24 protein-coding genes are annotated in these 24053 nt (G+C 74.8%); 7 read left to right on the top strand and 17 right to left on the bottom strand.

Translation table 11 applies throughout. From position 1 onward, the window contains the following. Nucleotides 1–50: 50 nt before the first annotated feature. The 10 genes from F1544_RS17160 to F1544_RS17205 form a co-directional block, all read right to left on the bottom strand. Nucleotides 51–428 carry an FKBP-type peptidyl-prolyl cis-trans isomerase gene (locus tag F1544_RS17160; protein ID WP_167587345.1) on the bottom strand — a complete coding sequence of 126 codons (378 nt, stop codon included), beginning with the start codon at nt 426–428 and terminating at the stop codon, nt 51–53. 50 nt (nt 429–478) lie between these two features. Continuing rightward, complete coding sequence (locus F1544_RS17165) at nt 479–1492, bottom strand: FKBP-type peptidyl-prolyl cis-trans isomerase (protein WP_167587346.1); 1014 nt, start codon at nt 1490–1492, stop codon at nt 479–481. A gap of 73 nt (nt 1493–1565) precedes the next feature. Continuing rightward, a complete protein-coding gene (gene pafA, locus F1544_RS17170) occupies nt 1566–2927 on the bottom strand; it encodes a Pup--protein ligase (protein WP_167587347.1) in 1362 nt (453 codons plus the stop codon). A gap of 82 nt (nt 2928–3009) precedes the next feature. Continuing rightward, the gene (gene prcA, locus F1544_RS17175; RefSeq protein ID WP_167587348.1) at nt 3010–3774 is read right to left on the bottom strand and encodes a proteasome subunit alpha; all 765 of its coding nucleotides are present in this window, start codon (nt 3772–3774) and stop codon (nt 3010–3012) included. Further along, nucleotides 3771–4676 (bottom strand): proteasome subunit beta, encoded by a 906-nt coding sequence (gene prcB / locus F1544_RS17180; RefSeq protein ID WP_167587349.1) that lies wholly within the window; start codon nt 4674–4676, stop codon nt 3771–3773. The genes prcA and prcB overlap by 4 nt, the downstream gene beginning before the upstream one ends. Before the next feature lie 78 nt (nt 4677–4754). Continuing rightward, nucleotides 4755–4946, bottom strand: coding sequence for a ubiquitin-like protein Pup (locus F1544_RS17185; RefSeq protein WP_167587350.1), 192 nt, complete (start codon nt 4944–4946; stop codon nt 4755–4757). A 146-nt stretch (nt 4947–5092) separates the two neighbouring features. Next, nucleotides 5093–6688: a depupylase/deamidase Dop gene (gene dop / locus F1544_RS17190; RefSeq protein WP_167587351.1), complete on the bottom strand. Its 1596-nt coding sequence runs from the start codon at nt 6686–6688 to the stop codon at nt 5093–5095. 81 nt (nt 6689–6769) lie between these two features. Then, nucleotides 6770–7966 carry an ABC transporter permease gene (locus F1544_RS17195; RefSeq protein WP_167587352.1) on the bottom strand — a complete coding sequence of 399 codons (1197 nt, stop codon included), beginning with the start codon at nt 7964–7966 and terminating at the stop codon, nt 6770–6772. Continuing rightward, on the bottom strand, nt 7963–8790 hold the full coding sequence (locus F1544_RS17200; RefSeq protein WP_308470146.1) for an ABC transporter ATP-binding protein: 828 nt from the start codon (nt 8788–8790) through the stop codon (nt 7963–7965). The genes F1544_RS17195 and F1544_RS17200 overlap by 4 nt, the downstream gene beginning before the upstream one ends. After that, complete coding sequence (locus F1544_RS17205) at nt 8787–10178, bottom strand: efflux RND transporter periplasmic adaptor subunit (protein ID WP_167587353.1); 1392 nt, start codon at nt 10176–10178, stop codon at nt 8787–8789. Before F1544_RS17205 ends, F1544_RS17200 begins: the two co-directional genes overlap by 4 nt. Before the next feature lie 94 nt (nt 10179–10272). Here F1544_RS17205 and F1544_RS17210 point away from each other — a divergent pair, with 94 nt between their 5' ends. Beyond that, the gene (locus F1544_RS17210) at nt 10273–10821 is read left to right on the top strand and encodes an NUDIX hydrolase (protein WP_167587354.1); all 549 of its coding nucleotides are present in this window, start codon (nt 10273–10275) and stop codon (nt 10819–10821) included. 10 nt (nt 10822–10831) lie between these two features. Here the strand turns inward: F1544_RS17210 and arc are convergent, their stop codons facing one another. Then, complete coding sequence (arc, locus tag F1544_RS17215) at nt 10832–12514, bottom strand: proteasome ATPase (protein ID WP_167587355.1); 1683 nt, start codon at nt 12512–12514, stop codon at nt 10832–10834. A gap of 239 nt (nt 12515–12753) precedes the next feature. Here arc and F1544_RS17220 point away from each other — a divergent pair, with 239 nt between their 5' ends. The 4 genes from F1544_RS17220 (at nt 12754) to F1544_RS17235 (ending at nt 17247) form a co-directional block, all read left to right on the top strand. Next, nucleotides 12754–14049, top strand: coding sequence for a kynureninase (locus F1544_RS17220; RefSeq protein WP_167587356.1), 1296 nt, complete (start codon nt 12754–12756; stop codon nt 14047–14049). Then, on the top strand, nt 14046–14918 hold the full coding sequence (gene kynA, locus F1544_RS17225; RefSeq protein ID WP_167587357.1) for a tryptophan 2,3-dioxygenase: 873 nt from the start codon (nt 14046–14048) through the stop codon (nt 14916–14918). Before F1544_RS17220 ends, kynA begins: the two co-directional genes overlap by 4 nt. Nucleotides 14919–14937: 19 nt before the next feature. Further along, complete coding sequence (locus F1544_RS17230; protein ID WP_167587358.1) at nt 14938–16110, top strand: alpha/beta hydrolase; 1173 nt, start codon at nt 14938–14940, stop codon at nt 16108–16110. Between the two features lie 66 nt (nt 16111–16176). After that, complete coding sequence (locus F1544_RS17235) at nt 16177–17247, top strand: YihY/virulence factor BrkB family protein (protein ID WP_167587359.1); 1071 nt, start codon at nt 16177–16179, stop codon at nt 17245–17247. Between the two features lie 3 nt (nt 17248–17250). Here the strand turns inward: F1544_RS17235 and F1544_RS17240 are convergent, their stop codons facing one another. From F1544_RS17240 to F1544_RS17260, 5 genes are read right to left on the bottom strand one after another with little or no spacing between them, the layout of a single operon-like run. Continuing rightward, nucleotides 17251–18246, bottom strand: a complete 996-nt coding sequence (locus F1544_RS17240; RefSeq protein WP_167587360.1) for a bile acid:sodium symporter family protein — start codon at nt 18244–18246, stop codon at nt 17251–17253. A gap of 59 nt (nt 18247–18305) precedes the next feature. Further along, the gene (locus F1544_RS17245; protein ID WP_167587361.1) at nt 18306–18740 is read right to left on the bottom strand and encodes a hypothetical protein; all 435 of its coding nucleotides are present in this window, start codon (nt 18738–18740) and stop codon (nt 18306–18308) included. Nucleotides 18741–18769: 29 nt separating this feature from the next. Then, nucleotides 18770–19417: a serine hydrolase domain-containing protein gene (locus tag F1544_RS17250; RefSeq protein ID WP_208972085.1), complete on the bottom strand. Its 648-nt coding sequence runs from the start codon at nt 19415–19417 to the stop codon at nt 18770–18772. After that, nucleotides 19414–20553, bottom strand: a complete 1140-nt coding sequence (locus F1544_RS17255; protein WP_167587363.1) for a tRNA (adenine-N1)-methyltransferase — start codon at nt 20551–20553, stop codon at nt 19414–19416. The genes F1544_RS17250 and F1544_RS17255 overlap by 4 nt, the downstream gene beginning before the upstream one ends. Before the next feature lie 32 nt (nt 20554–20585). Beyond that, on the bottom strand, nt 20586–21761 hold the full coding sequence (locus tag F1544_RS17260) for a M50 family metallopeptidase (protein ID WP_167587364.1): 1176 nt from the start codon (nt 21759–21761) through the stop codon (nt 20586–20588). Between the two features lie 127 nt (nt 21762–21888). Here F1544_RS17260 and F1544_RS17265 point away from each other — a divergent pair, with 127 nt between their 5' ends. Then, nucleotides 21889–22800: a RecB family exonuclease gene (locus F1544_RS17265; RefSeq protein WP_167587365.1), complete on the top strand. Its 912-nt coding sequence runs from the start codon at nt 21889–21891 to the stop codon at nt 22798–22800. A 21-nt stretch (nt 22801–22821) separates the two neighbouring features. Here F1544_RS17265 and F1544_RS17270 read toward each other — a convergent pair whose 3' ends face one another. Next, a complete protein-coding gene (locus F1544_RS17270) occupies nt 22822–23565 on the bottom strand; it encodes an HAD family hydrolase (protein ID WP_167587366.1) in 744 nt (247 codons plus the stop codon). Between the two features lie 25 nt (nt 23566–23590). Between F1544_RS17270 and F1544_RS17275 the strand changes: the two genes are divergently transcribed. Beyond that, nucleotides 23591–24053, top strand: a 463-nt coding sequence (locus F1544_RS17275; protein ID WP_167587367.1) for a PAC2 family protein, incomplete at its 3' end; no start/stop codon positions are given.

Raw genomic sequence — 24053 nt, forward strand, 5'->3', positions numbered from 1 at the left:
CGCCGGTGCGGCGCCCACCGCGGGGTGGGTCGTGGCTCGTGGAGCTGAGGTCAGCTCACCGAGACGAGGTCGACGACGAAGATCAGCGTCTCGCCGCCCTTGATGGCGCCGCCGGCGCCGCGGTCGCCGTAGCCGAGGTGCGGCGGGATGACGAGCTTGCGCCGGCCGCCGACCTTCATGCCCTGGATGCCCTGGTCCCAGCCCTGGATGACCATGCCGGCGCCGAGGGGGAAGTCCAGCGGCTGCCCGCGGTTCCAGGAGGAGTCGAACTCCTCGCCGGTGGAGAAGGCGACCCCGACGTAGTGGGCGCTGACGGTGTGCCCGGCCTTGGCCTCCTCGCCGTCGCCGACGGTGACGTCGGTGATCTGCAGGTCGGCGGGCGGCTCGCCCTCGGGGAAGTCGATCTCGGGCTTGGTGCGGTCGCTCACGGTGGGCTCCTCCGGTTCGGGGTGGTCGTTCTGCGGGTGGGTCGGTCGGGTCAGTACGCGTCGAGGATGTCGACGACGAACACGAGCGGGCCGGCGGGCTGACCCGACGTCGGGGCGTCACCGTAGGCCTGGGCGGCGGGGATGACGAGCTCGACGCGGCTGCCGACGGTCTGGCCGACGATGCCCTTGTCCCAGCCCTGGATGACCTGACCGGTGCCGATGGTCGTCGTGAAGGGCTGGGCCTCCCACGAGCTCTGGAAGACCTTGCCGTCGGCGAGGGTGGCGCCGACGTACTGCATCTTCAGCGTCTGGCCGGAGGCGACGACCGCCCCGGCGCCCTTGATCAGCGGCTGGGCGATCGTGTCGGCGGGCGTCTTGTTCGTGGCGTCGGAGACGGTGAACCCGGTGGGGATCCCGTCCGCGCCGACGGTGACGACCGGCAGGTCCGCGGGGGCGGCGACGGGCTCGCCCGTGGCGACGGTGGGGGCGACGTAGGCGCCGATGAGGTCGGCGACCAGCACGAACGTCGTGCCCTCGTCGAGCCCCTCGCCGAAGTTGGCGGCGTTGGCGCCGAACCCGTCGGCCGGGGAGATGGCGATGGCGACGCGGTCGCCCACGTGGCCGCCGAGCATGCCGCGGGCGATGCCGCGCGTGATGCCCTGGACCTCGAAGCGTGCGTTGGTGCCGCCCCAGCTGGTGTCGACCTCGGCGCCCGTGGTGCCGGCGTACAGCGTGTACGCGAACTCGACCGTGTCGTCGAGCTTGATCTCCGGCCCCGTGCCCTGCGTGACGATCTTCTTGGTCGTCTCCGTGACCGCGAGGGGCGTCTTCACGGTCACCGTGGGCTTGACGCCCGGCTCCCCCGTGACGTCGACGGCGAGGGCCGGGTCGACCTTCGCGGGCGTCACCTCGGTGGCGGCCTGGGTCGCGGACGAACTCGCGCTGGAGGAGCTCGCGGCCGGGTCCGGCTCCGGTTCGGAGGCGCAGGAGCCGACGGACAGGGCCAGGGCCACGGTCACGGCAGCGGGCAGAGCGGCGAAGCGGCGGCGCACGAGGGTCCTCACGGTCGACGGACTGACCCGGCAACCCTAACCGCCGCACCTGTGCCGGCGGCCTGCGGCGGTTGTCGGGCCGCTGTCACATGCTCTCGATGAGCCGTTCCACGCGGTCGTCCACGGCCTTGAACGGGTCCTTGCACAGGACGGTCCGCTGGGCCTGGTCGTTGAGCTTCAGGTGCACCCAGTCGACGGTGAAGTCGCGGCGCTTCTCCTGCGCCGCGCGCACGAAGTCGCCGCGCAGCTTCGCGCGGGTGGTCTGCGGCGGCACCGACAGGGCCTCGAAGACCTCGATGTCGGCGCACACGCGCTCGGCCATCCCGCGGTTGGCGAGCATGTAGTGCAGCCCGCGCTTGCGGTGGATGTCGTGGTAGGCGAGGTCCAGGCGCGCGATGCGGGGCGAGGTCAGCGGCAGGTCGTGCTTCGCCATGTAGCGGTCGAGGAGCTTCTTCTTGATCACCCAGTCGACCTCGCGGTCGACGAGGGAGAAGTCCTGCGTCTCCACGGCCCGCAGCGCACGCTCCCAGAGGTCCAGGACGCGCTTGATCGTGGGCGTGTGCAGCCCGCGGGTCTCGACGAACTCCTTGGCCTTGTCCAGGTACTCCTGCTGGATCTCCAGCGCGCTGGCCTCGCGGCCGTTGGCGAGGCGCACGGGCTTGCGCCCCGTCATGTCGTGGCTGATCTCGCGGATGGCCCGGATCGGGTTCTCCATGGTCATCTCGCGCAGCGGGACGCCCTCTTCGACCATGCGCAGCACGAGGTCGGTCGCGCCGACCTTGAGCATCGTGGTCGTCTCGGACATGTTCGAGTCGCCCACGATGACGTGCAGGCGGCGGTAGCGCTCGGCGTCGGCGTGCGGCTCGTCGCGCGTGTTGATGATGGGCCGGCTGCGGGTCGTGGCGCTGGAGACGCCCTCCCAGATGTGGTCGGCGCGCTGCGACAGCGAGTACACCGCCCCGCGGGGCGTCTGGACGACCTTGCCCGCGCCGACGATGAGCTGCCGGCTGACCAGGAAGGGGATCAGGACGTCGGACAGCTTGCCGAACTCGCCGTGGCGGGAGACGAGGTAGTTCTCGTGGCAGCCGTAGGAGTTGCCCGCGGAGTCGGTGTTGTTCTTGAACAGGTACACCTCACCCGCGATGCCCTCCTCCTCCAGCCGCCGCTCGGCATCCATGAGCAGGCCCTCGAGGGTCCGCTCACCGGCGCGGTCGTGGACGACGAGCTGGCGCACGTCGTCGCACTCGGGGGTGGCGTACTCGGGGTGAGATCCCACGTCGAGGTAGAGCCGCGCGCCGTTCTTGAGGAAGACGTTGCTCGAACGCCCCCACGAGACGACCTTGCGGAAGAGGTAGCGGGCCACCTCGTCCGGGGACAGCTTGCGCTGACCCTCGAACGCACAGGTGACGCCGAACTCGGTCTCTAGCCCGAAGATCCGGCGGTCCATGACCCCACCTTAGGCACACCCCGGAGCGGGAGCGCAGTGAAACACGGCACGCCCGCGCTCCCGTGCCGGTCCGCGTGGTGGATCAGCCGGCGTCGGGGGCCGCCGCCTCGGCGGTGGTGGAGTCGGCGGTGGCGTCGGCGGTGGGCGCGAGCAGGGACACCAGCACCGGCGGGGGCAGGCGGCGGAAGAGCCGCCGGGTGCGGGTGCGGTCCAGCACAGCGACCTCGAGCTGCTCGGGGTCGATGGTGCGGGGGCCCCGGCCCGCGGCCTCGGCGGCCGCGTCGCTGCCCAGGGCCTCCACGGCCAGCGCGAGGGCCTCCTCCAGGCTCAGGCCCGCCGACCAGCGCTCGGCCAGCTTCGCGGTGATCTGCTCGGCGGAGCCGCCCATGGCGACGAAGCCGTGCTCGTCGGCCACGGAGCCGTCGTAGGTGAGGCGGTAGATCTGGTCCGCGGCCGGGTCGGGGCCGACCTCGGCGACGACGAGCTCGACCTCGTAGGGCTTCGACTCGGTCGTGAAGATGGTCCCGAGCGTCTGCGCGTAGGCGTTGGCGAGCCCGCGGGCGGTGACGTCGCTGCGGTCGTAGGAGTAGCCGCGCAGGTCGGCGTAGCGCACGCCCGCGACCCGGAGGTTCTCGAACTCGTTGTACTTGCCGACCGCCGCGAAGGCGACGCGGTCGTAGATCTCGGAGATCTTGTGCAGCGCCCGGGAGGAGTTCTCGGAGGCGAAGACGATGCCGCCGGCGAAGGCCACGACGACGACGGCGCGACCGCGGGCGATGCCCTTGCGCGCGTAGTCGGCCTTGTCCTTCATGACCTGCTCGGGCGAGACGTAGAACGGCATGCTCATGCGCCGCTGGCTCCTTCCGTGCTCTCCTGCGGGCGGCCACCGGGGTTGCCGCGGCGGTTCGCGACGACGGCGTCGACGACGGCCGCGACCTCCGCGTCGGTGACGCGCTGGTAGCCCTGTGCGGTCACGACGGTGACGACGGGCCAGATGCCGCGCAGCAGGTCCGGCCCGCCCGTCGCGGAGTCGTCGTCGGCCGCGTCCCACAGCGCCTCGACGGCCACGCGGACGGCGGCGGCCGCGCTCATGCCGGGGCGGAACAGCTTCTTGAGGGCGCCGCGCGCGAAGACGCTGCCGGAGCCGACGGAGTGGTGGTCGACCTCCTCGTAGCGCCCGCCCGTGACGTCGTAGCTGACGATGCGCCCGCGGCCCGCCTCGAGGTCGTAGCCCGCGAACACCGGGACGACGGCGAGGCCCTGCAGGGCGAGGCCCAGGTTGCCGCGGATCATCGTCGAGAGCCGGTTCGCCTTGCCCTCGAAGGACATCAGCGCACCCTCGAGCTTCTCGAAGTGCTCCAGCTCGACCTGGAAGAGGCGGACCATCTCCAGCGCCAGGCCCGCGGTGCCGGCGATGCCGACGCAGGAGTGGTCGTCGGCCGGGAAGACCTTCTCGATGTCGCGCTGGGCGATCATGTTGCCGGCCGTCGCGCGGCGGTCGCCCGCCATGACGACACCCGCCTCGCAGACGATGGCGACGATGGTCGTGGCGTGCGGCGGCTGGCCGCCGCCGGGGCCTCCGGTGAAGGGCCCGCCGTGCGCGGGCACCGCGCCCGCGGGCAGCGGCCGCGATCCCGGCAGCACCTCGGGGGCGTGGTCGCGGACGAAGTCGGTGAAGGACGAGGAACCCGGCACGTGGAACGCCGCCGGGAGCCGTCCGCTGGGGTCCGATCCCCTCTGCTGGCTCACCCGGGCGACCCTACCGGGCGCCTCCCGGACCGGCCGGGCGGCGCCGACCGGCCGGGACGGGCCCGACAGGTGGAGCGGCTACTCGCCGCCCTTCTGCACGAAGCCCCGCACGAACTCCTCGGAGTTGGACTCCAGGACCTCGTCGATCTCGTCGAGCAGGGAGTCGACGTCGGCGTCGGTGTCGGCCGCCTTGGCCTGCGCGGGCACCACCGGGGTCTCGTCCGGCTCGTCCTCGCGGCGGGTCGGTCGCTGCTGCTCGTGTCCAGTCATGTGCTGGCCCCCTGACGGCTCGCGGTCAGATCGGCCGGTCCCAGCGGGTCCGGTTGGTCCGAATGTAACCCGGTGCCGCGCTGAGCGCGCTGGTGGCGGCCGCGCGTCGCCCGCCCACCCGCTGGTGGGGCTCGCCGCGGATGAGCTCAGGCGCCGGTGAGGGCGGCGACGAGCTCCTCGGCGGTCCGGCACCGGTCCAGCAGGGCGCCCACGTGCTCGCGGGTGCCGCGCAGCGGCTCCAGCGTCGGCACGCGCTGCAGCGCACCGCGGCCGGCCACGTCGAAGATCACGGAGTCCCAGCTCGCGGCGGCGACGCGGGGGCCGTAGCGGGCCAGGCACTCGCCGCGGAAGTAGGCGCGGGTGTCCTCCGGCGGGTGGTCCACGGCGCGGCGGACGTCCTCCTCCGCCACGAGCTCCTCGACCTGGCCGCGCTGCGCGAGCTTGAGGTAGAGGCCCTTCTCCGGCCGCACGTCGGACCACTGCAGGTCGACGGCCTGCAGGCGCGCGTGGTCCCAGGACAGCCCGTCGCGGGAGCGGTAGCCCTCCAGCAGCCGCAGCTTCGCGACCCAGTCCAGCTCCCGCGCGCAGAGGAACGGGTCGCGCTCCAGCCGGGTGAGCACCGACTCCCAGCGCTCGAGGACCTCGCGCGTGTCGGCGTCGGTGTCGGCGCCCGTGCGGTCGGCCACGAACGCGGAGGCGGCCTCGAAGTAGGCCCACTGCAGCTGCACGGCCGTGAGCTTGCGCCCGTCGCGCAGCCGCACGAGCTGCGTGAGGGTCGGGTCGTGGGAGATCTCGTGCAGGGCGCGCACGGGCTCGGCCAGCAGCAGGTCGCCCGCGGGCCCGCCCTCCAGGGCGCCCGCCTCGACGGCGTCGAGCACCAGGGAGGTGGTGCCGACCTTCAGCAGCGTCGCGACCTCGCACATGGTGGCGTCGCCGATGATGACGTGCAGGCGGCGGTACTTCTCGGCCGTGGCGTGGGGTTCGTCGCGGGTGTTGATGATCGGCCGCTTCATGGTCGTCTCGAGGCCGACCTCGACCTCGAAGAAGTCGGCGCGCTGGGAGACCTGGAAGCCGGCGGTCCTGGAGTCCTGCCCGATGCCGACCCGGCCCGCACCCGCGAACACCTGCCGGGACACGAAGAACGGCGTGAGGTGGCGCACGACGTCGCTGAACGGCGTCGCCCGGTCCATGAGGTAGTTCTCGTGGGTGCCGTAGGAGGCGCCCTTGCCGTCGGTGTTGTTCTTGTAGATCGTCACGGCCGCGAGGCCGGGCGTGGCGCCCACCCGCCGCAGGGCCTCGAGCACGATCCGCTCCCCCGCCCGGTCCCAGCGCACGGCGTCGCGCGGGGTGAGGACCTCCGGCGAGGAGTACTCGGGGTGGGCGTGGTCGACGTAGAGGCGGGCGCCGTTGGTGAGGATGACGTTGGCCATCGTCGGGTCGTCGGTCTCGGCGCTCGCGACGTCGGAGGCGTTGGGCGCCGAGCGGCGCCCGCCCGGGCGCCCGTCGGTGAGCTGGGAGGGGTGGGCCCGCGCGCGGTCGAGCTCGAACCCGCGGGCGTCGCGCAGCGGCGCCTCGTCCTCGTAGTCCCAGCGGGTGCGCAGCGCGGCCGCCATGGTGCCCGCCGCCGGGGAGGCGTAGGCGTTGACGATCTGCGCGGACAGCAGCATCGGGTTCGCGCCCGGGTCGCCGGGGACGGAGATGCCGAACTCGGTCTCGAGGCCGGTGACTCTGCGGACGCTCACGTCGGCGACCCTACGCGAGGGCCCCGGAGCGGCCCGGCAGCGGTGCAGCCCTGTGCAGCCCGGCGGAGGTGCGGCTGCGCCTCAGTCGGTGCGCAGGGCGACCACGGGGTCCAGCCGGCCCGCGCGGCGGGCGGGGAAGACCCCGAAGAAGATGCCCACCGCGGCGGAGACGACGAACGCGACCACGGGCGACCACCACTCGACCTTCGCGGGCAGCGGGGACAACCCGTTCACCAGCAGGGAACCACCGACCCCGACGACGATCCCGATGACGCCGCCCACGGACGTCAGGAGCACGGCCTCGACGAGGAACTGCGTCAGCACGTCGCGCTGCCGGGCGCCCAGCGCCTTGCGCAGCCCGATCTCCTTGGTCCGCTCCCGCACGGAGACGAGCATGATGTTGGACACCCCGACCCCGCCGACGAGCAGGGAGATCCCGGCGATGGAGGCCAGGACGGCGGTGAGCAGGCCGAGGATGTCGCCGATCACCCCGAGGATCTGGGTCTGGGTGACCGCGCTGAACTCCTGGTCGGGGTACTCCTCGCGCAGGGCCTGGCGCAGGCCGCGCGAGAGGGCCGGGACGTCGGCCGCGCTGGGGGCCTTGACCGCGAACGCGTCGACCCGGTCGATGCCGAACAGCCGCTGCGCGGTCGTGATGGGGATGTGGACCTCGTTGTCCTGGCTGACGCCGAAGGACTCGCCCTGCTCCGCGAGGACGCCCACGACCCGGAACCGCGTGCCGGCCAGGGTGATCTGGCGGCCCACCGGGTCGGCGCCCGCGAAGAGGACCTGCGAGGTGACCGACCCCAGCACCGCGACCCGCTGCCGGGTGTCCACGTCGCCCTGGGTGAAGAACTCCCCCTCGGCGACGGGCCGGGTGAACACGTACGGCAGGTTCTGGTCGGAGCCCTGGACGGTGACGTAGCTCTCGCGGCTGCCGGCCCGCACCTCGGCCGCGGAGGAGATCCGGGCCGTGACCGCGGCGTCGTCGCCGACGACGTCGCCCAGCACCCGCCCGTCGGAGACCTGCAGCGGCGACGCGGCGGCGGCCCCCTGCCCGGGGTTGGCGGTGTCCAGCTGACCCGGCACGACGAGCACGAGGTTGGAGCCGAGGCCCTCGACCTGGGACTCGATCTGGTCGCGCGCCCCGGCGCCGATCGAGACGACGACGATGACGGCCGCGATGCCGATGATGATGCCCAGCATCGTGAGCAGGCTCCGCAGCCGGTTGCCGCGCAGCGCGTCGAAGGCGACGCGGAACGCCTCGAAGCCCTTCACGCCTGCTGCCCGGCGACGTGCCGGGCGCCGGGTTCCCCGGCCGCAGCCGGACCTGCGCCGGCCGGAGCGTCGCCGGCCGGACCGGCGGGGCGGGCCTCGAGCGCGGTGTCGCGCTCCACCCGGCCGTCGCGCACGCGGACCTGGCGGCGGGCGCGGCCGGCGACCTCGTCGTCGTGGGTGACGAGGACGACCGCGACGCCCTGCTCGGCGTTCAGCTCCTCCAGGATCCGCATGACCTCGGCGCCGTTGCGGGTGTCGAGGTTCCCCGTCGGCTCGTCGGCCAGCAGGATGCGGGGCCGGCCCACCAGGGCCCGCGCGATCGCGACCCGCTGCTGCTCGCCGCCGGACATCTGGTTGGGGCGGTGGGTGAGGCGGTGCCCGAGGCCGACGGCGCGCAGCGACGCCTCCGCGAGCTCGCGCCGCTCGGCGCGCTTGGTCCCCCGGTACAGCAGGGGCAGGCCGACGTTGTCGAGGGCGGTGGAGCGGGGCAGCAGCTGGAAGGACTGGAACACGAACCCGACCTCGCGGTTGCGCAGGTCGGCGAGCTCGGAGTCGTCGAGCTCCAGCACGTCGCGACCGCCGACGCGCAGCACCCCGGAGGTGGGGCGGTCCAGGCAGCCCAGCAGGTGCATGAGCGTGGACTTGCCGGACCCGCTGGGCCCGACGATGGCCGCGTACTCGCCCTCCTCGACGACGAAGCTGACGCCCTGCAGCGCGTCGACGACGGTCCCGCCGAGGTCGTAGCTGCGGGTGACGTCCACGGCCTCGATGGCGGGGCCCGAGGTGGCCGGGCCGTCGACACCGGACGGAGCGGGTGCCGTCACGGCAGCTGCTCGCCCTGGGTGACGTCGTCCACGCCCTGCACGACGACGCGCTCGCCCGTGCGCAGCCCCTCGGTGACCTCGACGTCGTCCTCGCCGCGAGCCCCGATGGTGATGTCGCGCCGCTGCGCCCGCTCGCCCGAGCCGACGACCCAGACGGCGTCCTTCGCGCCGCCCTGGCCGCGCAGGACCGCCGACGCGGGGACCTCCACGACGCCCGGGGCCTCCTTCACGCGCAGGGACACCTCGGCCGTCATGCCGGGCAGCGGCGCGGGGGCCGGTGCGCCGGTCGTGGTGGTGCCGCCGTCGAAGCTCATGCGCGCCGTGTACGTCACCGCTCCCCCGCCGGCGGAGGCCGCCGTCGGGTCGATGCTCGTGACGGTCGCGGCGTAGGTCGCGCCCTGGACCGCGGAGATCTGCAGGTCGGCCTTCACCCCGGGCACGACCTGCAGGACGTCGGTCTCGTCCACGTCGGCCGTCACGGTCAGCACGGAGGCGTCGATGATCGTGAGCAGGCCCGCCCCGGACGCCACGGCCGCGCCCTGCGCGAGCACGGGCGTCCCCGCGGCCGGCGCCGCCGCGCCACCCGCTCCGGAGAGCGCTCCCTCGGGCAGCGTGATGCCGCTCTGCTGCAGCAGGCCCGCCGCACCCGCGGGCAGCGCGGACCCGCCCCCGCCGCCGCCGGTCGAGGACAGGGACACGCGCCCGGAGATGGGGGCCTTCACCGTCAGCGCCTCGACGGTCGCGGTCGCGGCCGAGACGGCGGCCCGGGTCTGCAGCCGCTGGGCCTGGCCCAGGGAGGCGACGGCCCCGTCGAGGTTGCCCAGGCCCGACTGCACCTGCTGCACGAGCGCGCGGGTCTGCTGCGTCAGGAGCTCGTACTGCGTCTTCGACGTCTGCACCGCAGCCAGCGCCTGCGCCTTCGCCGCCGGGTCCGGCAGCGCCTCGGCCGCGGCCTGCGCGTCCGCGAAGCGCGCCTGCGCGTCGCGGTCCGCGGCCGCCTGCGAGGCGGCGAGCTTGCGCGCGTCGGCCGTGGAGCTGCCCGAGGACGCGGAGGAGGCCGCGTCCCGGTCGGCCTGCTCCGCCTGGGCCAGGTTGGCCCGCGCCTGCGGGGAGTCGACGGTGAGCAGGACCTGACCGGCCTGGACGTCCTGGCCGTCGGCGACGAGGAGCGTGGCGACCGTGCCCGCCGCGGGGGAGGACACCGACGCCGACGCGCGCGGCTGCACGGTGCCCGGCGCCTCGACGACCTCCGTCACGTCCCCGCGCGCCACCTCGGCCGTGCGCACCGTCGGGGCGTCGTCGGAGCTGCACCCGGCGAGCAGCAGGGTGGTCGCGGCGAGGCCGCCCAGCAGGACCCGCGGGAGGACGGGGAGGGGATCGGCGCGCACGCGGTCAATGTAAGCGTTGGTTCCGACGCCGCTCGCCGGGCGAACGGCCCTGCCCGCCTCGCCCGTTCGAGGGACCCGCGTCGTAGCGTGCGGTGTGACCGATCCCACCCGCGCTGCCGCCGCGGAACTCGTCGACGTGCGCGATCCGGACGACCCCGACGGCCGCGTGGTGGGCACCGCGACGCGCGCCGAGGTGCGGGCCCGCAACCTCGCGCACGCCGCGACGGGGGTGCTGCTGCGCGACGGCGCCGGGCGGGTGTTCGTGCACCGGCGCACGGACACCAAGGACGTCTACCCCGGCCGCCACGACTGCTTCGCCGGCGGGGTGCTCGCGGCCGGGGAGACCCCGGACGAGGCGGCCGTGCGCGAGCTCGCCGAGGAGCTCGGCGTCCGCGACGTGCCCCTGCGGCCCGTGCTGCGCCGCTGGTACCGCGACGGGGACACCCACTACCTCGCCCACGTCTACGAGGCGACGTGGGACGGGCGCGAGCTCGTCCTGCAGCCCAGCGAGGTGGCCGCCGGGTGGTGGGTGCCCGAGCAGGAGCTGCGGGCGGCGCTCGCGGACCCGGCGTGGCCGTTCGTCCCCGACACCCGGGCCCTGCTCGCGCAGTGGCCCGGGTGGGGGACGCCTCAGCCCGCCTGAGGGGACGGACTCAGAGGTACTGGCCGGTGTTGGCGACCGTGTCGATCGAGCGGCCGGCCTCCGTGCCCTTCTTGCCCTGCATCAGCGTGCGGATGAACACGATCCGCTCGCCCTTCTTGCCGGAGATCCGCGCCCAGTCGTCGGGGTTGGTGGTGTTCGGCAGGTCCTCGTTCTCCTTGAACTCGTCGACGCACGCCGCGAGGAGGTGGTCGACGCGCAGACCGCGCTGCTGCAGCGACAGCAGGTCCTTGATGGCCATCTTCTTGGCCCGGTCGACGATGTTCTGGATCATCGCGCCCGAGTTGAAGTCCTTGAAGTACAGGACCTCCTTGTCACCGCCCGCGTAGGTCACCTCGAGGAACTCGTTCTCCTCGGACTCGGTGTACATGCGCTCGACGGTCGCCTGGATCATGGCGTCGACCGCGGCCTGGGGGACGCCGCCGTTGACCAGGACGTCGTCCTCGTGCAGCGGGAGGTCGGTCGTCAGGTACTTGGCGAAGATCTCCCGCGCGCTCTCGGCGTCCGGGCGCTCGATCTTGATCTTCACGTCGAGGCGGCCCGGGCGCAGGATGGCCGGGTCGATCATGTCCTCGCGGTTGGAGGCGCCGATGACGATGACGTTCTCCAGCAGCTCCACGCCGTCCAGCTCCGAGAGCAGCTGCGGGACGATCGTCGTCTCGACGTCGGAGCTGACGCCCGACCCGCGGGTGCGGAACAGCGACTCCATCTCGTCGAAGAACACGATGACGGGCGTGCCCTGGCTGGCCTTCTCGCGGGCGCGGGCGAAGATCAGCCGGATGTGGCGTTCCGTCTCGCCCACGTACTTGTTGAGCAGCTCGGGGCCCTTGATGTTCAGGAAGTAGCTCTTGGCCTGGCTCTCCCCGCGCAGGGCCGCGGCCTTCTTGGCGAGGGAGTTGGCGACCGCCTTGGCGATGAGCGTCTTGCCGCAGCCGGGGGGGCCGTAGAGCAGGATCCCCTTGGGCGGGCGCAGGCCGTGCTCGCGGAACAGGTCCGCGTGCAGGAACGGCAGCTCCACCGCGTCGCGGATCTGCTCGATCTGCGGGCCCAGGCCCCCGATGTCGGTGTAGTCGATGTCGGGCACCTCCTCCAGGACGAGGTCCTCGACCTCGGCCTTGGGGATGCGCTCGAAGGCGAACCCGGAGCGGGTGTCGATCGTCAGGGAGTCGCCGATGCGCAGCGGGCCGTCCATGAGCGGGCCGGCCAGGCGCACGACGCGCTCCTCGTCGGCGCGGGCCAGCACGAGGACGCGGCCGTCGGGCAGCAGCTCCTTGACCGAGGCCAGCTCACCGACGCGCTCGAAGTCGCACGCGGCCACGACGTTCATGGCCTCGTTGACCATGACGTCCTGGCCGGGGCGCAGCGCGGCGAGGTCGACGGCGGGGCTCACGGCCACCCGCATCCGCCGCCCGGCGCTCATGACGTCGGCCGTGGAGTCCTCCAGCGCCTCGAGGAACGTGGCGAACTGGGCGGGCGGCTGCCCGAGGCGGTCCACCTCGGACTTCAGCGACACGATCTGGTCGCGGGCCTCCCGCAGGGTGCCGGCGAGCCGGTCGTTCTGGGCGCTCACCTGCGCCAGGCGCGTGCGCGCGGCGGCCAGCTGCTCCTCGAGCAGGGCCGACTGGCGGGCGTCCCGCTCCGGTCCGCCGCCGTAGCGGCGCTGAGGCTCCGTCATGGCGCATCTCCCCTCCGTCGCCGCTCCCGGTCCCGGTTCCCGGTGCGAACCGGACCGCGGTGAGCGGTGGATGCCCACGACACTAACCCGACGGTGGCGTCGCGCGCGGTGGATGCGGACCGGCGCGCCAGGCCCGTGAGGGCATCGAAACACGCCCGTGACACGCCCCGGGCGGGGGCCCGGCGGCGGCGGGTAGCGTGCCGCGCGGAGGGCGGCCCCGCCCGAGGAGGAGACCCGCCGTGAGCGACCGACCGCCCGCCGACACCCGCTGGCTCGACCGCGCCGACGCCCTGGACGCCGCCGACCCCCTCGCCGCCCTGCGCGAGGAGTTCCTGCGCTCCCCCGACGACGACGTCGTGTCCTACCTCGACGGCAACTCCCTCGGCCGGCCGCTGCGCGCGGCCGCGGAGGCCCTGGGCGACTTCGTGAGCAGCCAGTGGGCCGGGCGCCTCATCCGCGGCTGGAGCGAGGGCTGGATGCAGTGGCCCGAGGTCGTCGGCGACCAGCTCGGCCGGGTGGTCCTCGGCGCCGCCGCCGGGCAGACCGTCGTGGCCGACTCCACGACCGTCCTCTTCTACAAGCTGGCCCGCGCGGCCGTCGACGCCGCCGGCCCCGGCCGCACGGAGATCGTCACCGACACCGACAACTTCCCCACCGACCGCTACGTGCTGGAGGGCATCGCCGCCGAGCGGGGCCTGACGGTGCGCTGGATCGAGACCGACCCGACCTCCGGGATCACGGTGGAGCAGGTGCGCGCGGCCGTCGGCCCCGCCACGGCCCTGGCCACCTTCAGCCACGTCGCCTACCGCTCCGGCCACGTCGCCGACGCCCCCGGCATCACCCGGGCCGTGCACGACGCCGGCGCCGTGGTCCTGTTCGACCTCAGCCACTCGGCGGGCTCCGTCGAGCTCGCCCTGGACGCCTGGGAGGTCGACCTCGCCGTCGGCTGCTCCTACAAGTACCTCTGCGGCGGCCCCGGCTCCCCCGCCTTCGGCTACGTCGCCACCCGCCACCACGGCGTCCTGCAGCAGCCCGTCCAGGGCTGGATGGGGCACGCCGACCCGTTCCGCATGGGCCCGGGCTACGCGCCCGCCGCCGGCGCCCGCGGTCTCGTCAGCGGCACCCCGCCGATCCTCGGGATGGTGCCGCTGCGCTGCGGGCTCGACCTCGTCGAGCGCGCGGGCATGCCCGCCATCCGCGCGAAGTCGCTGCAGCTCACGGGCTTCGTGCTCGACGTCGTCGACGACTGGTTCGCCGGCACCGGCGTCGAGGTCGCCTCCCCGCGCGAGCCCGCGCTGCGCGGCGGGCACGTCACCCTGTCCCGCAGCGACTTCCGCGAGGTCACCGCGGCCCTGTGGGAGCGCGGCGTCCTGCCCGACTACCGCGACCCCGGCGGGCTGCGCATCGGCCTGGCCCCCCTGAGCACCAGCTTCCGCGAGGTCCACGACGGCCTCGCCGCCCTGCGCGAGGTCCTCGACGCGTGGCCCCTGCCCACCGCCGCGCGGACGGACGCCGCCGTCGGGGTCACGTCGTGAGCAGCGAGGCCGACGGCACGGCCACGGGCAACACCCGCGCGGTCGAGGACGGGGTGGTCACCGACTTCACCCGCGAGATGTCCTACGGGGAGTACCTGCACCTCGGGGAGCTGCTCTCGGCCCAGCACCCGCTCAGCGTCCCCGAGCACCACGACGAGCTCCTCTTCATCGTCCAGCACCAGACGTCGGAGCTGTGGCTGAAGCTCGTCCTGCACGAGCTGCGCTCCGCCGCAGCGCACCTCGCCGCCGACGAGCTGCGCCCCGCGCTGAAGGAGCTGGCCCGCGTCAAGCACATCCAGCGCACCCTCACCGAGCAGTGGTCGGTCCTGGCCACCCTCACCCCCACCGAGTACGCCCAGTTCCGCGGCTTCCTCGCCAACTCCTCCGGCTTCCAGTCCCACCAGTACCGCGCCGTGGAGTTCGTCCTGGGCAACAAGAACGCCGCCATGCTCGACGTCTTCGCCCACGACCCCGGCGAGCACGCCCTGCTGCAGGAGCTGCTGCACGCCCCCAGCCTCTACGACGAGTTCCTGCGCCTGCTCGCCCGCCGCGGGCACCCCGTGCCGCAGGCGCTGCTGGAGCGCGACGTGACCCTCGCCCACGTGCACACCCCCGGGCTCGTCGACGTCTTCCGTGGCATCTACGAGGACGCCGAGGGCCACTGGGAGGAGTACGAGGCCTGCGAGGAGCTCGTCGACCTCGAGGAGAACTTCCAGCTGTGGCGCTTCCGCCACCTCAAGACCGTCGAGCGCACCATCGGCTTCAAGCGCGGCACCGGCGGCTCCTCCGGCGTCGGCTTCCTCGCCCGCGCCCTCGACCTCACCTTCTTCCCCGAGCTCTACGCCGTGCGCACCGAGATCGGCCGCTGACCCACCCCGAGGACCCCGCATGAGCCCCGACCCCACCCCCGACCTCACCGTCCTGGTCGCCCCCGGCGTCCTCGTCGACGACCGCACCGCCCGCGGGGTCGTCGCCGCGGCGCTCGCCGCGCGCGGGCTCACCGGCGGCCTGCGCACCACCGCGACGGCGGCGGAGTTCGCCCAGGCGGCGGCGGAGCTGCCCCCCGGGCACCTCGTGCTCGTCCCCGCCGGCCCCGCCCCCCTCGCCGACGCGCTCCCGGCGCTGCCGCCGGGCGCCGCCGTCCGCGTCGACGTGGGCCCCGCCGCGCTGGACGCCTCCCCCGCCGTCACCCGGCACGTGCGCGGGCGGGGCCTCGCCGGCCTGCGCTCCGCCGTCGAGGCCTGGTTCCACGACACCACCGCACCCCCGATCCCCCTGCCCCACGGCGCCCACCCCGACCAGCACCTCGAGGTGCGGCTGCCCGCGGGGCCCGGCCCGCACCCCGTCGCGGTCCTCGTCCACGGCGGCTACTGGCGCTCGCGGTGGGCGTGCGACCTCATGGACGCCCTCGCCGTCGACCTCACCGCCCGGGGCTTCGCCGCGGTGAACCTCGAGTACCGCCGCCCCGACGAGCACGGCTGGGCGGCCACGACCGCCGACCTCGCGGCGGGGCTGCAGGCGCTCGCGGGCCCGGGGGCCGCGGACCTGCCGCTGGACCTCGGGCGCGTCGCGCTGCTCGGGCACTCCGCGGGCGGTCAGCTCGTCGTCCGGCTCGCCGCCGACCTCGCTGCGGCGTCGCCGTCCGAGGCGGGGATGGTGCGGCCGGCGCTGACCGTCTCCCTCGCGGGTGTCCTCGACCTCGTGACGGGCGACCGGCGGTGGCTCAGCGAGGGGGCCGTCGCGGGCGCGCTCGGCGGCCGGGCGGACGAGGTGCCCGCCGAGTACGCGGCGTCCTCCCCGCTGGCGCGCGTGCCGGTCGGCTCGCCGCTGGCTGTCGTGGTGGGCACCGCGGACGACCTCGACCTGCTCGACGCCAGCCGCACCTTCGCGGCGGCGGCCACCGCCGCGGGTGACGACATCGTGGTGGTCGAGGACGAGGGCGACCACTTCGCCGTCATCGATCCCGGGTCGGCGATCTGGGCGCGGGTCGGGGACCTCCTGGCGGACCGGCTGGGCCCGGCGGGTCACCCCGGGGCGCCGGGCGGCGCACCCGTAGGCTGACGAGCGCGCGGACCCGCCCGGGGCGCGTCCCCGGCCCTGCCGGTCGGTCCGCGGCGAAGGGTGCGCATGTCGGTCGTGTCGAGGCTCGACGCCTTCCAGCGCCGGCACGTCGTCCTCGGCTACCCGCTGGCGGTCGTCTACAAGTTCTTCGACGACCAGGGCGTGTACCTCGCGGCCATCATCACGATCTACGCGTTCCTGTCGCTCTTCCCGCTCCTGCTGCTGCTGTCGACGGTCCTCGGCTACACGCTCGAGAGCGACCCCGACCTCCAGCAGCGCATCATCGAGTCGGCGCTGGGGCAGTTCCCCGTCATCAAGGACTCGCTGCGCGACACCGGCCGCCTCGGCGGCGGCACCGTCGGCCTCACCGTCGGCATCGTGGGCGCGCTCTACGGTTCGCTCGGCGTCGGCCTGGCCCTGCAGAACGCCGTGAACATCGCGTGGTCCATCCCCCGCAACGAGCGCCCCAACCCGGTCAAGGCCCGCCTGCGCAGCCTGCTGCTCATCGCGACGGCCGGGATCTTCGTCATCGGCACCACCGTCATCTCCACGGTCGGCGCGGACCTGGCCGGCTGGCTCGGCGCCTCGACGGGCCTGGCGCAGGCCCTGACGTCCGGGTGGGTGTTCCGCACCGCGGTCGTCGTGCTCAACGTGCTGGGGTTCGCGGCCGCCTTCCACTTCGCCGCCGCCTACCGCCCGCGGCTGCGGACGATCCTGCCGGGGGCCATCGGCGCGGGGGTCGTGTGGCAGGCGCTGCAGAACTACGGCGCGGGCCTGGTCAGCGGGGTCATCAGCCGGGCCAGCGCCACCAACGCCGTCTTCGCGGTCGTCATCGGCCTCATCGCCTTCCTCCTCATCGCCTCGATCGCGATCGTGCTGTGCATCGAGGCGGACATCGTGCGGGTCCGGCGGCTGTACCCGCGGGCGCTGCTGACGCCGTTCACCGACCAGGTCGACCTCACCGAGGCGGACAAGCGCGCCTACGCCGGGATGGTGCGCGCGCAGGGCCTCAAGGGGTTCCAGCAGGTGTCGGTGACCTTCGAGAAGGACGTCGCGATGCGCGAGACCACCCCCGAGGCGGCCGCCCGCACGGCCCCCGCCCCCGCCCGGCCGGCCCCGGCGCGCCGGGACCGCTGAGGCTCAGACGACGGCGGCGCCCCGCCGGGCCAGCCGGGTCGAGACCATCGAGCAGACCGTGATCTGCAGCGGGTGGTACAGGATGATCGGCAGGGCGACGAGGCCCACGACGTGCGGCGGGAACAGCACCGTGGCCATCGGCAGCCCCGTCGCGAGCGACTTGTTCGACCCGCAGAACAGGATCGTGGTCCGGTCCGCGCGCCGGGCACCCCACACCCGCGGCACCCACCACGTCGCCAGCAGCGTCGCCGCCAGCAGCAGCGCGCAGCAGCCGAGGACGACCGCGACCTCCCCGGCCGAGACCACCTCCCACACCCCGGCGCGCACGCCGCGGCTGAACGCCGTGTAGACGACCGCCACGATCACCCCGCGGTCCAGCAGGGTGAACCCGCGCCGGTGGGCGCGCACCCAGGCGCCGAGCCAGCGCCCCGCCACGAGCCCGAGCAGGAACGGCACGAGCAGCTGCAGCACGATCCGGCCGACGGCCCCCGCGTCGGGACCGGCCGTCCCCGCACCGCTGGAGGCCAGCAGGACCGCCGCGAGCAGCGGCGTGACCGCGATGCCCGCCAGGTTGGACACGGTCGCGCTGACGACCGCCCCGGGGACGTTGCCGCGGGCGACGGAGGTGAACACCACGCAGGACTGCACGGTCGAGGGCAGCACCCCCAGGAACAGCAGCCCCGCGACGAGCCCGTCGTCGAGGAAGCTGCCGACCGCGACCGACAGGACGAGCGCGAGCAGCGGGAAGAGGACGAACGTCGTGGCGGCCACGGACGTCTGCAGCCGCCAGTCCCGCAGCCCAGCCAGGGCCTCGGCGGGCGAGAGCCGGGCGCCGTAGAGGAAGAACAGCACCCCCACCCCGACCGTGGTCGCGACCGAGAAGGCCCTCGCGGTGGACCCGCCCGCGGGCAGCAGCGCCGCCACCGCGATGGCCGTGAGGATGGCCACGACGAAGGGGTCGAGGCGGCCGAGGAGGGGGATGCGGGACCAGCTCGGCACCCAGCGATCCTAGGCGGGGCGCTCCCCCGGGCCGGGGCGCGGGCGACCCGCACGCCCGGCTAGGACGCCGCGAGCCCCAGGCGCCGCACGAGCGCGGCCAGCTCCAGCGCCCGCCGGTCCGCGCCGCCGGGCACCGGCACCGTCGAGGTCGTGAAGCCGAACGCGGTGCGGGTGACCGGGTCGGCGAAGCCGAGGGCCCCACCGAGCCCGTCGTGCCCGAAGGCCGCGGCGGTGCCGAAGTCCCGGCGCGGGTCCGGCTTCTGGAACAGGACGGCGAAGCGGGTCTCGCCACCCAGGACGAGGTCGGGGCCCGCGACCTGCAGCTGACCCACCGCGGCCGTGGTGGCCGCGCTCAGCAGCGGGGGGCGGCCCCCGAGACCCAGGGCCCCGGCGTAGACGGCAGCCAGTCCGGCGGCGGTCCCGGTACCGGACACCGACGGGATCCCGGCTGCGGCGAGGCCGGGCGCGTTGATCCACGTGGTGCCCGGGCCCATGGCCTCCAGCTGCCCGGTCCCCCGCTCGGTCAGGCCCCGTCCGGGGTGCCCGCCGGACCCGACGGCGGCACGACCACCTCACGCAGGCGCGCGCTCTGGGCGTCGGGCAGGCGGACCCAGAAGTCCGCCTCCAGCGGGGCCCGGACCTGCTCCTCGTAGAAGCGCCAGAGGGGCAGGCCCGTGAGCCGCCGGACCAGCTCGTCGGCCAGCGGCCCGACGGTGAGCGCGTGGTAGCCGTGCACGCGGCCGGGCGCCCACAGCGGGCGCTGGGCCGCGAGGTCGGCGGCCACGGCCCCGTCCTCGCCCCACTCGCGCACGGTGAAGTCGCGCGTGGTCGCCAGCAGGCCCACCTGGTGGGAGAGCAGCTGCGCGATCGTGACCGCGGACTTCCCCTCGGCGGCGAACTCGGGCCAGAGCGCGGCGACCCGCTCCCCCGGGTCCACCCCGGCGGTCTGCAGCGCCAGCGCGACGGTGACGCCGGCGACGCCCTTGGTCACCGACGCCACGACGTGCAGGGGGTCGTCCGCCTCGGAGTCCGAGGCCAGGTCGACGACCAAGCCCTCGTCGGTGCGCACAACGAGCTGGCAGCCCCAGGAGGGGTCGGCGGCCAGGTGGCCGGCGAGGACGTCGCCCACCTCCTCGTAGCCGGCGGCGAGGGTCCGCACCACGAGGCTCACTCGACGGCACCGCCGGTGACGCCCGTCTCGCCGGGGGCGTCCGGCTCGCCGGCCACCACCTCGTCGGCCAGCGTCTCGTCGGCCGTGCCCGGGGCGCGGTTGGCGGCCGCACCGGCCAGGGCGTTCCGGGCCGCCTTGCGGACCTTCTTGTCCGAGACCGGCCGTACGCCGTAGGCGGCCGGGTCGTCGTCGGCGAGCTCGGTGCCGGTCGCGACGTCCTCGGGCTCGACGACGGGGTAGGCGCCCGGGGCGGGGCGGCGCTTGCGCAGCGGGGGCTTCACGCCGTCGGCGAGGCGGCGCGTGGTGATGAGGAAGCCGGTGTGGCCGACCATGCGGTGCTCGGGGCGCACGGCCAGGCCCTCGAGGTGCCAGCCGCGCACCATCGACTCCCACGCCTCCGGCTCGGTCCAGCGGCCGGACGCGCGGACGGCCTCGGCGACGCGGGAGAGCTGGGTCGCCGAGGCGACGTAGCAGATCAGGACCCCGCCCGGCGCGAGCGCGTCGGCCACGGCGTCCAGGCACTCCCACGGCGCGAGCATGTCCAGCACGGCCCGGTCGGCGCCCGTGCCCTCGGCGCTGACCAGGCCGCTGCCGGGCAGCGACTCCACCAGGTCGCCGACCTGCAGCGTCCAGGCCGGGTGCGGGCTGCCGAAGAAGGTCTCGACGTTGCCGCGCGCGACGGCGGCGAAGTCCTCGCGCCGCTCGAAGGAGTGCACGCGGCCCGCGTCGCCCACGGCCCGCAGCAGCGACATCGTCAGCGCGCCCGACCCGACGCCGGCCTCGATGACCGTGGCGCCGGGGAAGACGTCGGCCATCTGCACGATCTGCCCGGAGTCCTTCGGGTAGACCACGGCGGCGCCGCGCGGCATCGACAGGACGAAGTCGGCCAGCAGCGGGCGCAGGACGAGGTACTCGATGCCCGCGGTGTTCGTCACGACCGTGCCGTCGGAGCGCCCGATGAGGTCGTCGTGGGTGAAGCGTCCGCGGTGGGTGTGGAACTCGGCGCCCGCGGTGAGGGTGATGGTGTGCATGCGCCCGCGCGGGTCGGTGAGCTGGACGCGCTCGCCCACGCGCAGGGGGCCGCGGCGGGAGCTCGCGCCGGTGGGCGGGGCAGGCGTCGGGACGTCGGTGCTCACGGGAGGTCCTCCGGGATCGTTCGGGTGGTCGGTCAGCGCGACGTCACGGCGGCGACGACGTCGCCGGTGTGCAGCAGGCCGACGACGCGGCCCGTGCGGTCGACGACGACGTGCTCGCCCGGGCGGGCGGACACGGCGGAGAGCAGGTCCTCGCCGGCCAGGTCGTCGGGCAGCCAGGCGCGCGGCGGCAGCGCCCGGGCCGTGGCCCCGGCCTCCAGCGAGGTGCGGCGGGCCTCGGGGACCTGCCGCAGGGCCGTGGTGTCCACGACCGCCACGGGCACGCCGTCGTCGGTGACGAGGACGACCTCGAGGTCGCGGGTGCTGCGGCCCAGCGCGCCCGCGTCGATGGCCGCGCGGGCCGAGCGCACGACCTCCTCGACCGTGGAGCGCGCCGGGACGGCGATGGCCGGGCGCTGCAGCGAGCGGACCGACAGGGCCGGGACGCGCCGGCGCTGCGTGGCGTACGTCAGGGCCTGCGACGCGCCCTGCCACAGAAGCGCCCCCACCAGACCTGCCCAGATCACGTCGGTGAACGAGGTCTCCAGGCCCAGCAGCCGCGGCACGACGATCGCGAGCACCAGCACGCCGACGGCGAGCACGCGCCCGACCCAGCCCGCGGCGACGGTGCCGGCGAGGCGGTCGCCGCGCACCTTCCAGACGACGGCCTCCAGCGCGTGCCCGCCGTCGAGCGGGAGCCCCGGGAGCACGTTGAACAGGGCCAGCAGGGCGTTGGACACCGCGAGGGCCCCGAGCAGCAGACCGCCGACGCCGGAGCCGCCGGGGCGCTCGGCCAGCTCCTGCGACGCCTGCCAGGCGACCACGGCGATCACGGCGTTGGCGACGGGGCCGACGATCGCGACGAAGAAGCTGCGCCCCGGCCCCTCGGCCTCCTCGCGGAAGGACGTGTGCCCGCCCCAGACGTTCAGGACGATGCCCGTCACCCGCATGCCCACCGAGCGCGCCGCGACGGCGTGCGCGATCTCGTGCACCAGCACCGACGCCAGCAGCAGGAGGGCGTAGGAGAAGGCGATCACGTAGGCCGCAGGGCCCGGCACCTGCCGGCCCACGACGGGACCGAAGATCCACACGATGACCGCGGCGAAGAGGAACCAGGACGGCGCGAGCAGCAGCGGGACGCCGAAGGGCCGGCCGAGGCCGATGCCGCCCGCGGCTCGCGGGGCGTCGTCGGTCTGCTGGGCGGGGGGCACCTCCTGAGTCTAGGAGGCGCAGGGGGCCTCTCCCGCCGGGCACCACCCGCGCGCGTCCGGGACGGCCCGCCGGGACCGCGGCGGCGGTGACCCGGGCGTGTCGGAGGCCCCGCCTAGAGTCCCCGCCATGATCGCGTCCCCACCCGCCGCCGCGCCGCACCCGGAGCCCGCGCCGGTGCCGCTGCCGGTGCCGGAGGTGCGGCGACCCCGCGGCCTCTCGCCCTCGCGCGCAGCGGACTTCATGCGCTGCCCCCTGCTGTACCGCTTCCGCACGATCGACCGGCTGCCCGAGGCGCCCTCACCCGCGGCGGCCCGCGGCACCGTCGTGCACGCCGTCCTCGAGCGGCTGTTCGACCTGCCCGCCCCCGAGCGCACCCCGGAGGCGGCCCGCGCCCTGCTCGCGCCGCAGTGGGAGGAGCTGCTCGAGCGCGAGCCGCGGCTGCAGGGGCTCTTCGCCGACGACGACACCCCGGCCGACGCCCTGGCGAAGTGGCTGCGCAGCGCCGAGGTCCTGCTCGACCGGTACTTCCAGCTCGAGGACCCCACGCGCTTGGAGCCCGAGGGCCGCGAGCTGCGGGTCGAGGTGCCCCTGTCCGACGGGCTGCTCCTGCGCGGGATCGTCGACCGCCTCGACGTCGCGGCCGGCGGCGACCTGCGGGTCGTGGACTACAAGACGGGCCGCGCACCCTCGGAGCTCCACGAGGCGTCCGCGCTGTTCCAGATGAAGTTCTACGCGCTGGTGCTCTGGCGCTCGCGGGGCGTGGTCCCCCGCCTGCTGCAGCTCGTCTACCTCGGCTCGGGCGACGTGCTGCGCTACAGCCCCGACGAGGCCGACCTGCTGGCCACCGAGCGCAAGGTGCGCGCGCTGTGGGCGGCCATCGAGCTGGCCCGCGACACCCGGGACTGGCGCCCGAACCCCGGCCGGCTCTGCTCGTGGTGCGACCACAAGGCCCTCTGCCCGGCCTTCGGCGGCGAGCCGCCGCCGCTGCCCGCCGACGACGCGCCGGCGGCCCCTTTCCAGGAGCAGCCGCCGGCCTGAGCGGCCGGACCCCTGCCCGCGTCAGGCGGTGCTGGTGACGTCCGCGAACTCGTCGACCGGCTCGCCCGCCCCGATCGCGGCCAGGACGTCGAGGTCCACACTCGCGAGCGAGGCCACGCGCGTGCGCCCGGGGGCCGCGGGGATGGGGACCATGTGCGGGCAGGCGATGACGTGGCAGCCCGCGGCCTCGGCCGAGGCCACCCCCGTCGGGGAGTCCTCGATGGCCACGCACGCGGTCGGGTCGAGGCCGAGGTGGGAGGCGGCGAGCAGGTACGGGTCGGGCGCGGGCTTGCCGTGCTCCACCTCGTCCCCGGCGACGACGACCCGGAAGACGCCCGGCAGCAGGTCCGCGACGGCGTCGGCGAGCGAGCGGTAGGACATCGTCACGAGCGCGCACGGGACGCCGGCCTCGCCGAGAGAGCGCAGGAGCTCCAGCGCCCCGGGCCGCCAGACGACGCCCGCGGCCAGCTGCGCGATGACCGACTGCAGCAGGTGCTCGACGATGTCCTCGCTGCTCAGGACGACGCCGGTCTGGGCCTGCAGGTGCGCGGACAGGATGCGCCCGCTGTCCGGCAGGGCGCTGCCGACGAGCGCCAGGGCCTGCTCGTGGGTCCACGTGGCGCCGTGGCTCGCGAGCAGCGCCGTCTCGGCGGCGATCCAGTGCGGCTCGGTGTCGACGACGGTCCCGTCCATGTCCCACAGCACCGCCGGGGGGAGCGGGCGCCCGGACGGCGCAGAGGCGGTGGGCGCGGCGGAGGTCGGCATAGGGCATGGAGTCTAGGCTTGCCGGGTGCCAGAGAAGCCTTCCGCCCCGGTCACCCTGCGCAACCCCGTCGTGCTGGCCGCGTTCGAGGGCTGGAACGACGCCGGTGAGGCGGCCAGCCAGGCGGTCGCGCACCTGCACGAGGTGTGGGGGGCGCAGGACCTCTACGAGTTCGACCCGGAGGAGTACCACGACTTCCAGGTCAACCGGCCGACCGTGCACTACGACGACGAGGGCCGCCGCCAGCTCACCTGGCCGACGACGCGCATCTCCTACGCGCGCCTGCCCGAGGCGTCGCGCGACGTCCTGCTGGTGCGCGGCATCGAGCCGTCCATGCGCTGGCGCTCCTACGCCCGCGAGGTCGTGGAGCAGGCGGAGAAGGTCGGCGCCAGCCTCGTCCTGACCCTCGGGGCGCTGCTCGCCGACGTCCCGCACACCCGGCCGCTGCCCGTCACGAGCTCGAGCGAGGACGCCGAGCTCGCGGAGCAGC

It is taken from the genome of Kineococcus rubinsiae (assembly GCF_011839805.1).
Lineage (GTDB): Bacteria > Actinomycetota > Actinomycetes > Actinomycetales > Kineococcaceae > Kineococcus > Kineococcus rubinsiae.

Excerpts from the sequence above, each read along its gene's own strand:
- pafA (WP_167587347.1), bottom strand. The coding sequence starts at position 2,927 with ATGGACCGCCGGATCTTCGGGCTAGAGACCGAGTTCGGCGTCACCTGT.
- prcA (WP_167587348.1), bottom strand. The coding sequence starts at position 3,774 with ATGAGCATGCCGTTCTACGTCTCGCCCGAGCAGGTCATGAAGGACAAG.
- F1544_RS17185 (WP_167587350.1), bottom strand. The coding sequence starts at position 4,946 with ATGACTGGACACGAGCAGCAGCGACCGACCCGCCGCGAGGACGAGCCG.
- arc (WP_167587355.1), bottom strand. The coding sequence starts at position 12,514 with ATGACGGAGCCTCAGCGCCGCTACGGCGGCGGACCGGAGCGGGACGCC.
- F1544_RS17230 (WP_167587358.1), top strand. The coding sequence starts at position 14,938 with ATGAGCCCCGACCCCACCCCCGACCTCACCGTCCTGGTCGCCCCCGGC.
- F1544_RS17235 (WP_167587359.1), top strand. The coding sequence starts at position 16,177 with ATGTCGGTCGTGTCGAGGCTCGACGCCTTCCAGCGCCGGCACGTCGTC.
- F1544_RS17245 (WP_167587361.1), bottom strand. The coding sequence starts at position 18,740 with ATGGGCCCGGGCACCACGTGGATCAACGCGCCCGGCCTCGCCGCAGCC.
- F1544_RS17265 (WP_167587365.1), top strand. The coding sequence starts at position 21,889 with ATGATCGCGTCCCCACCCGCCGCCGCGCCGCACCCGGAGCCCGCGCCG.
- F1544_RS17270 (WP_167587366.1), bottom strand. The coding sequence starts at position 23,565 with ATGCCGACCTCCGCCGCGCCCACCGCCTCTGCGCCGTCCGGGCGCCCG.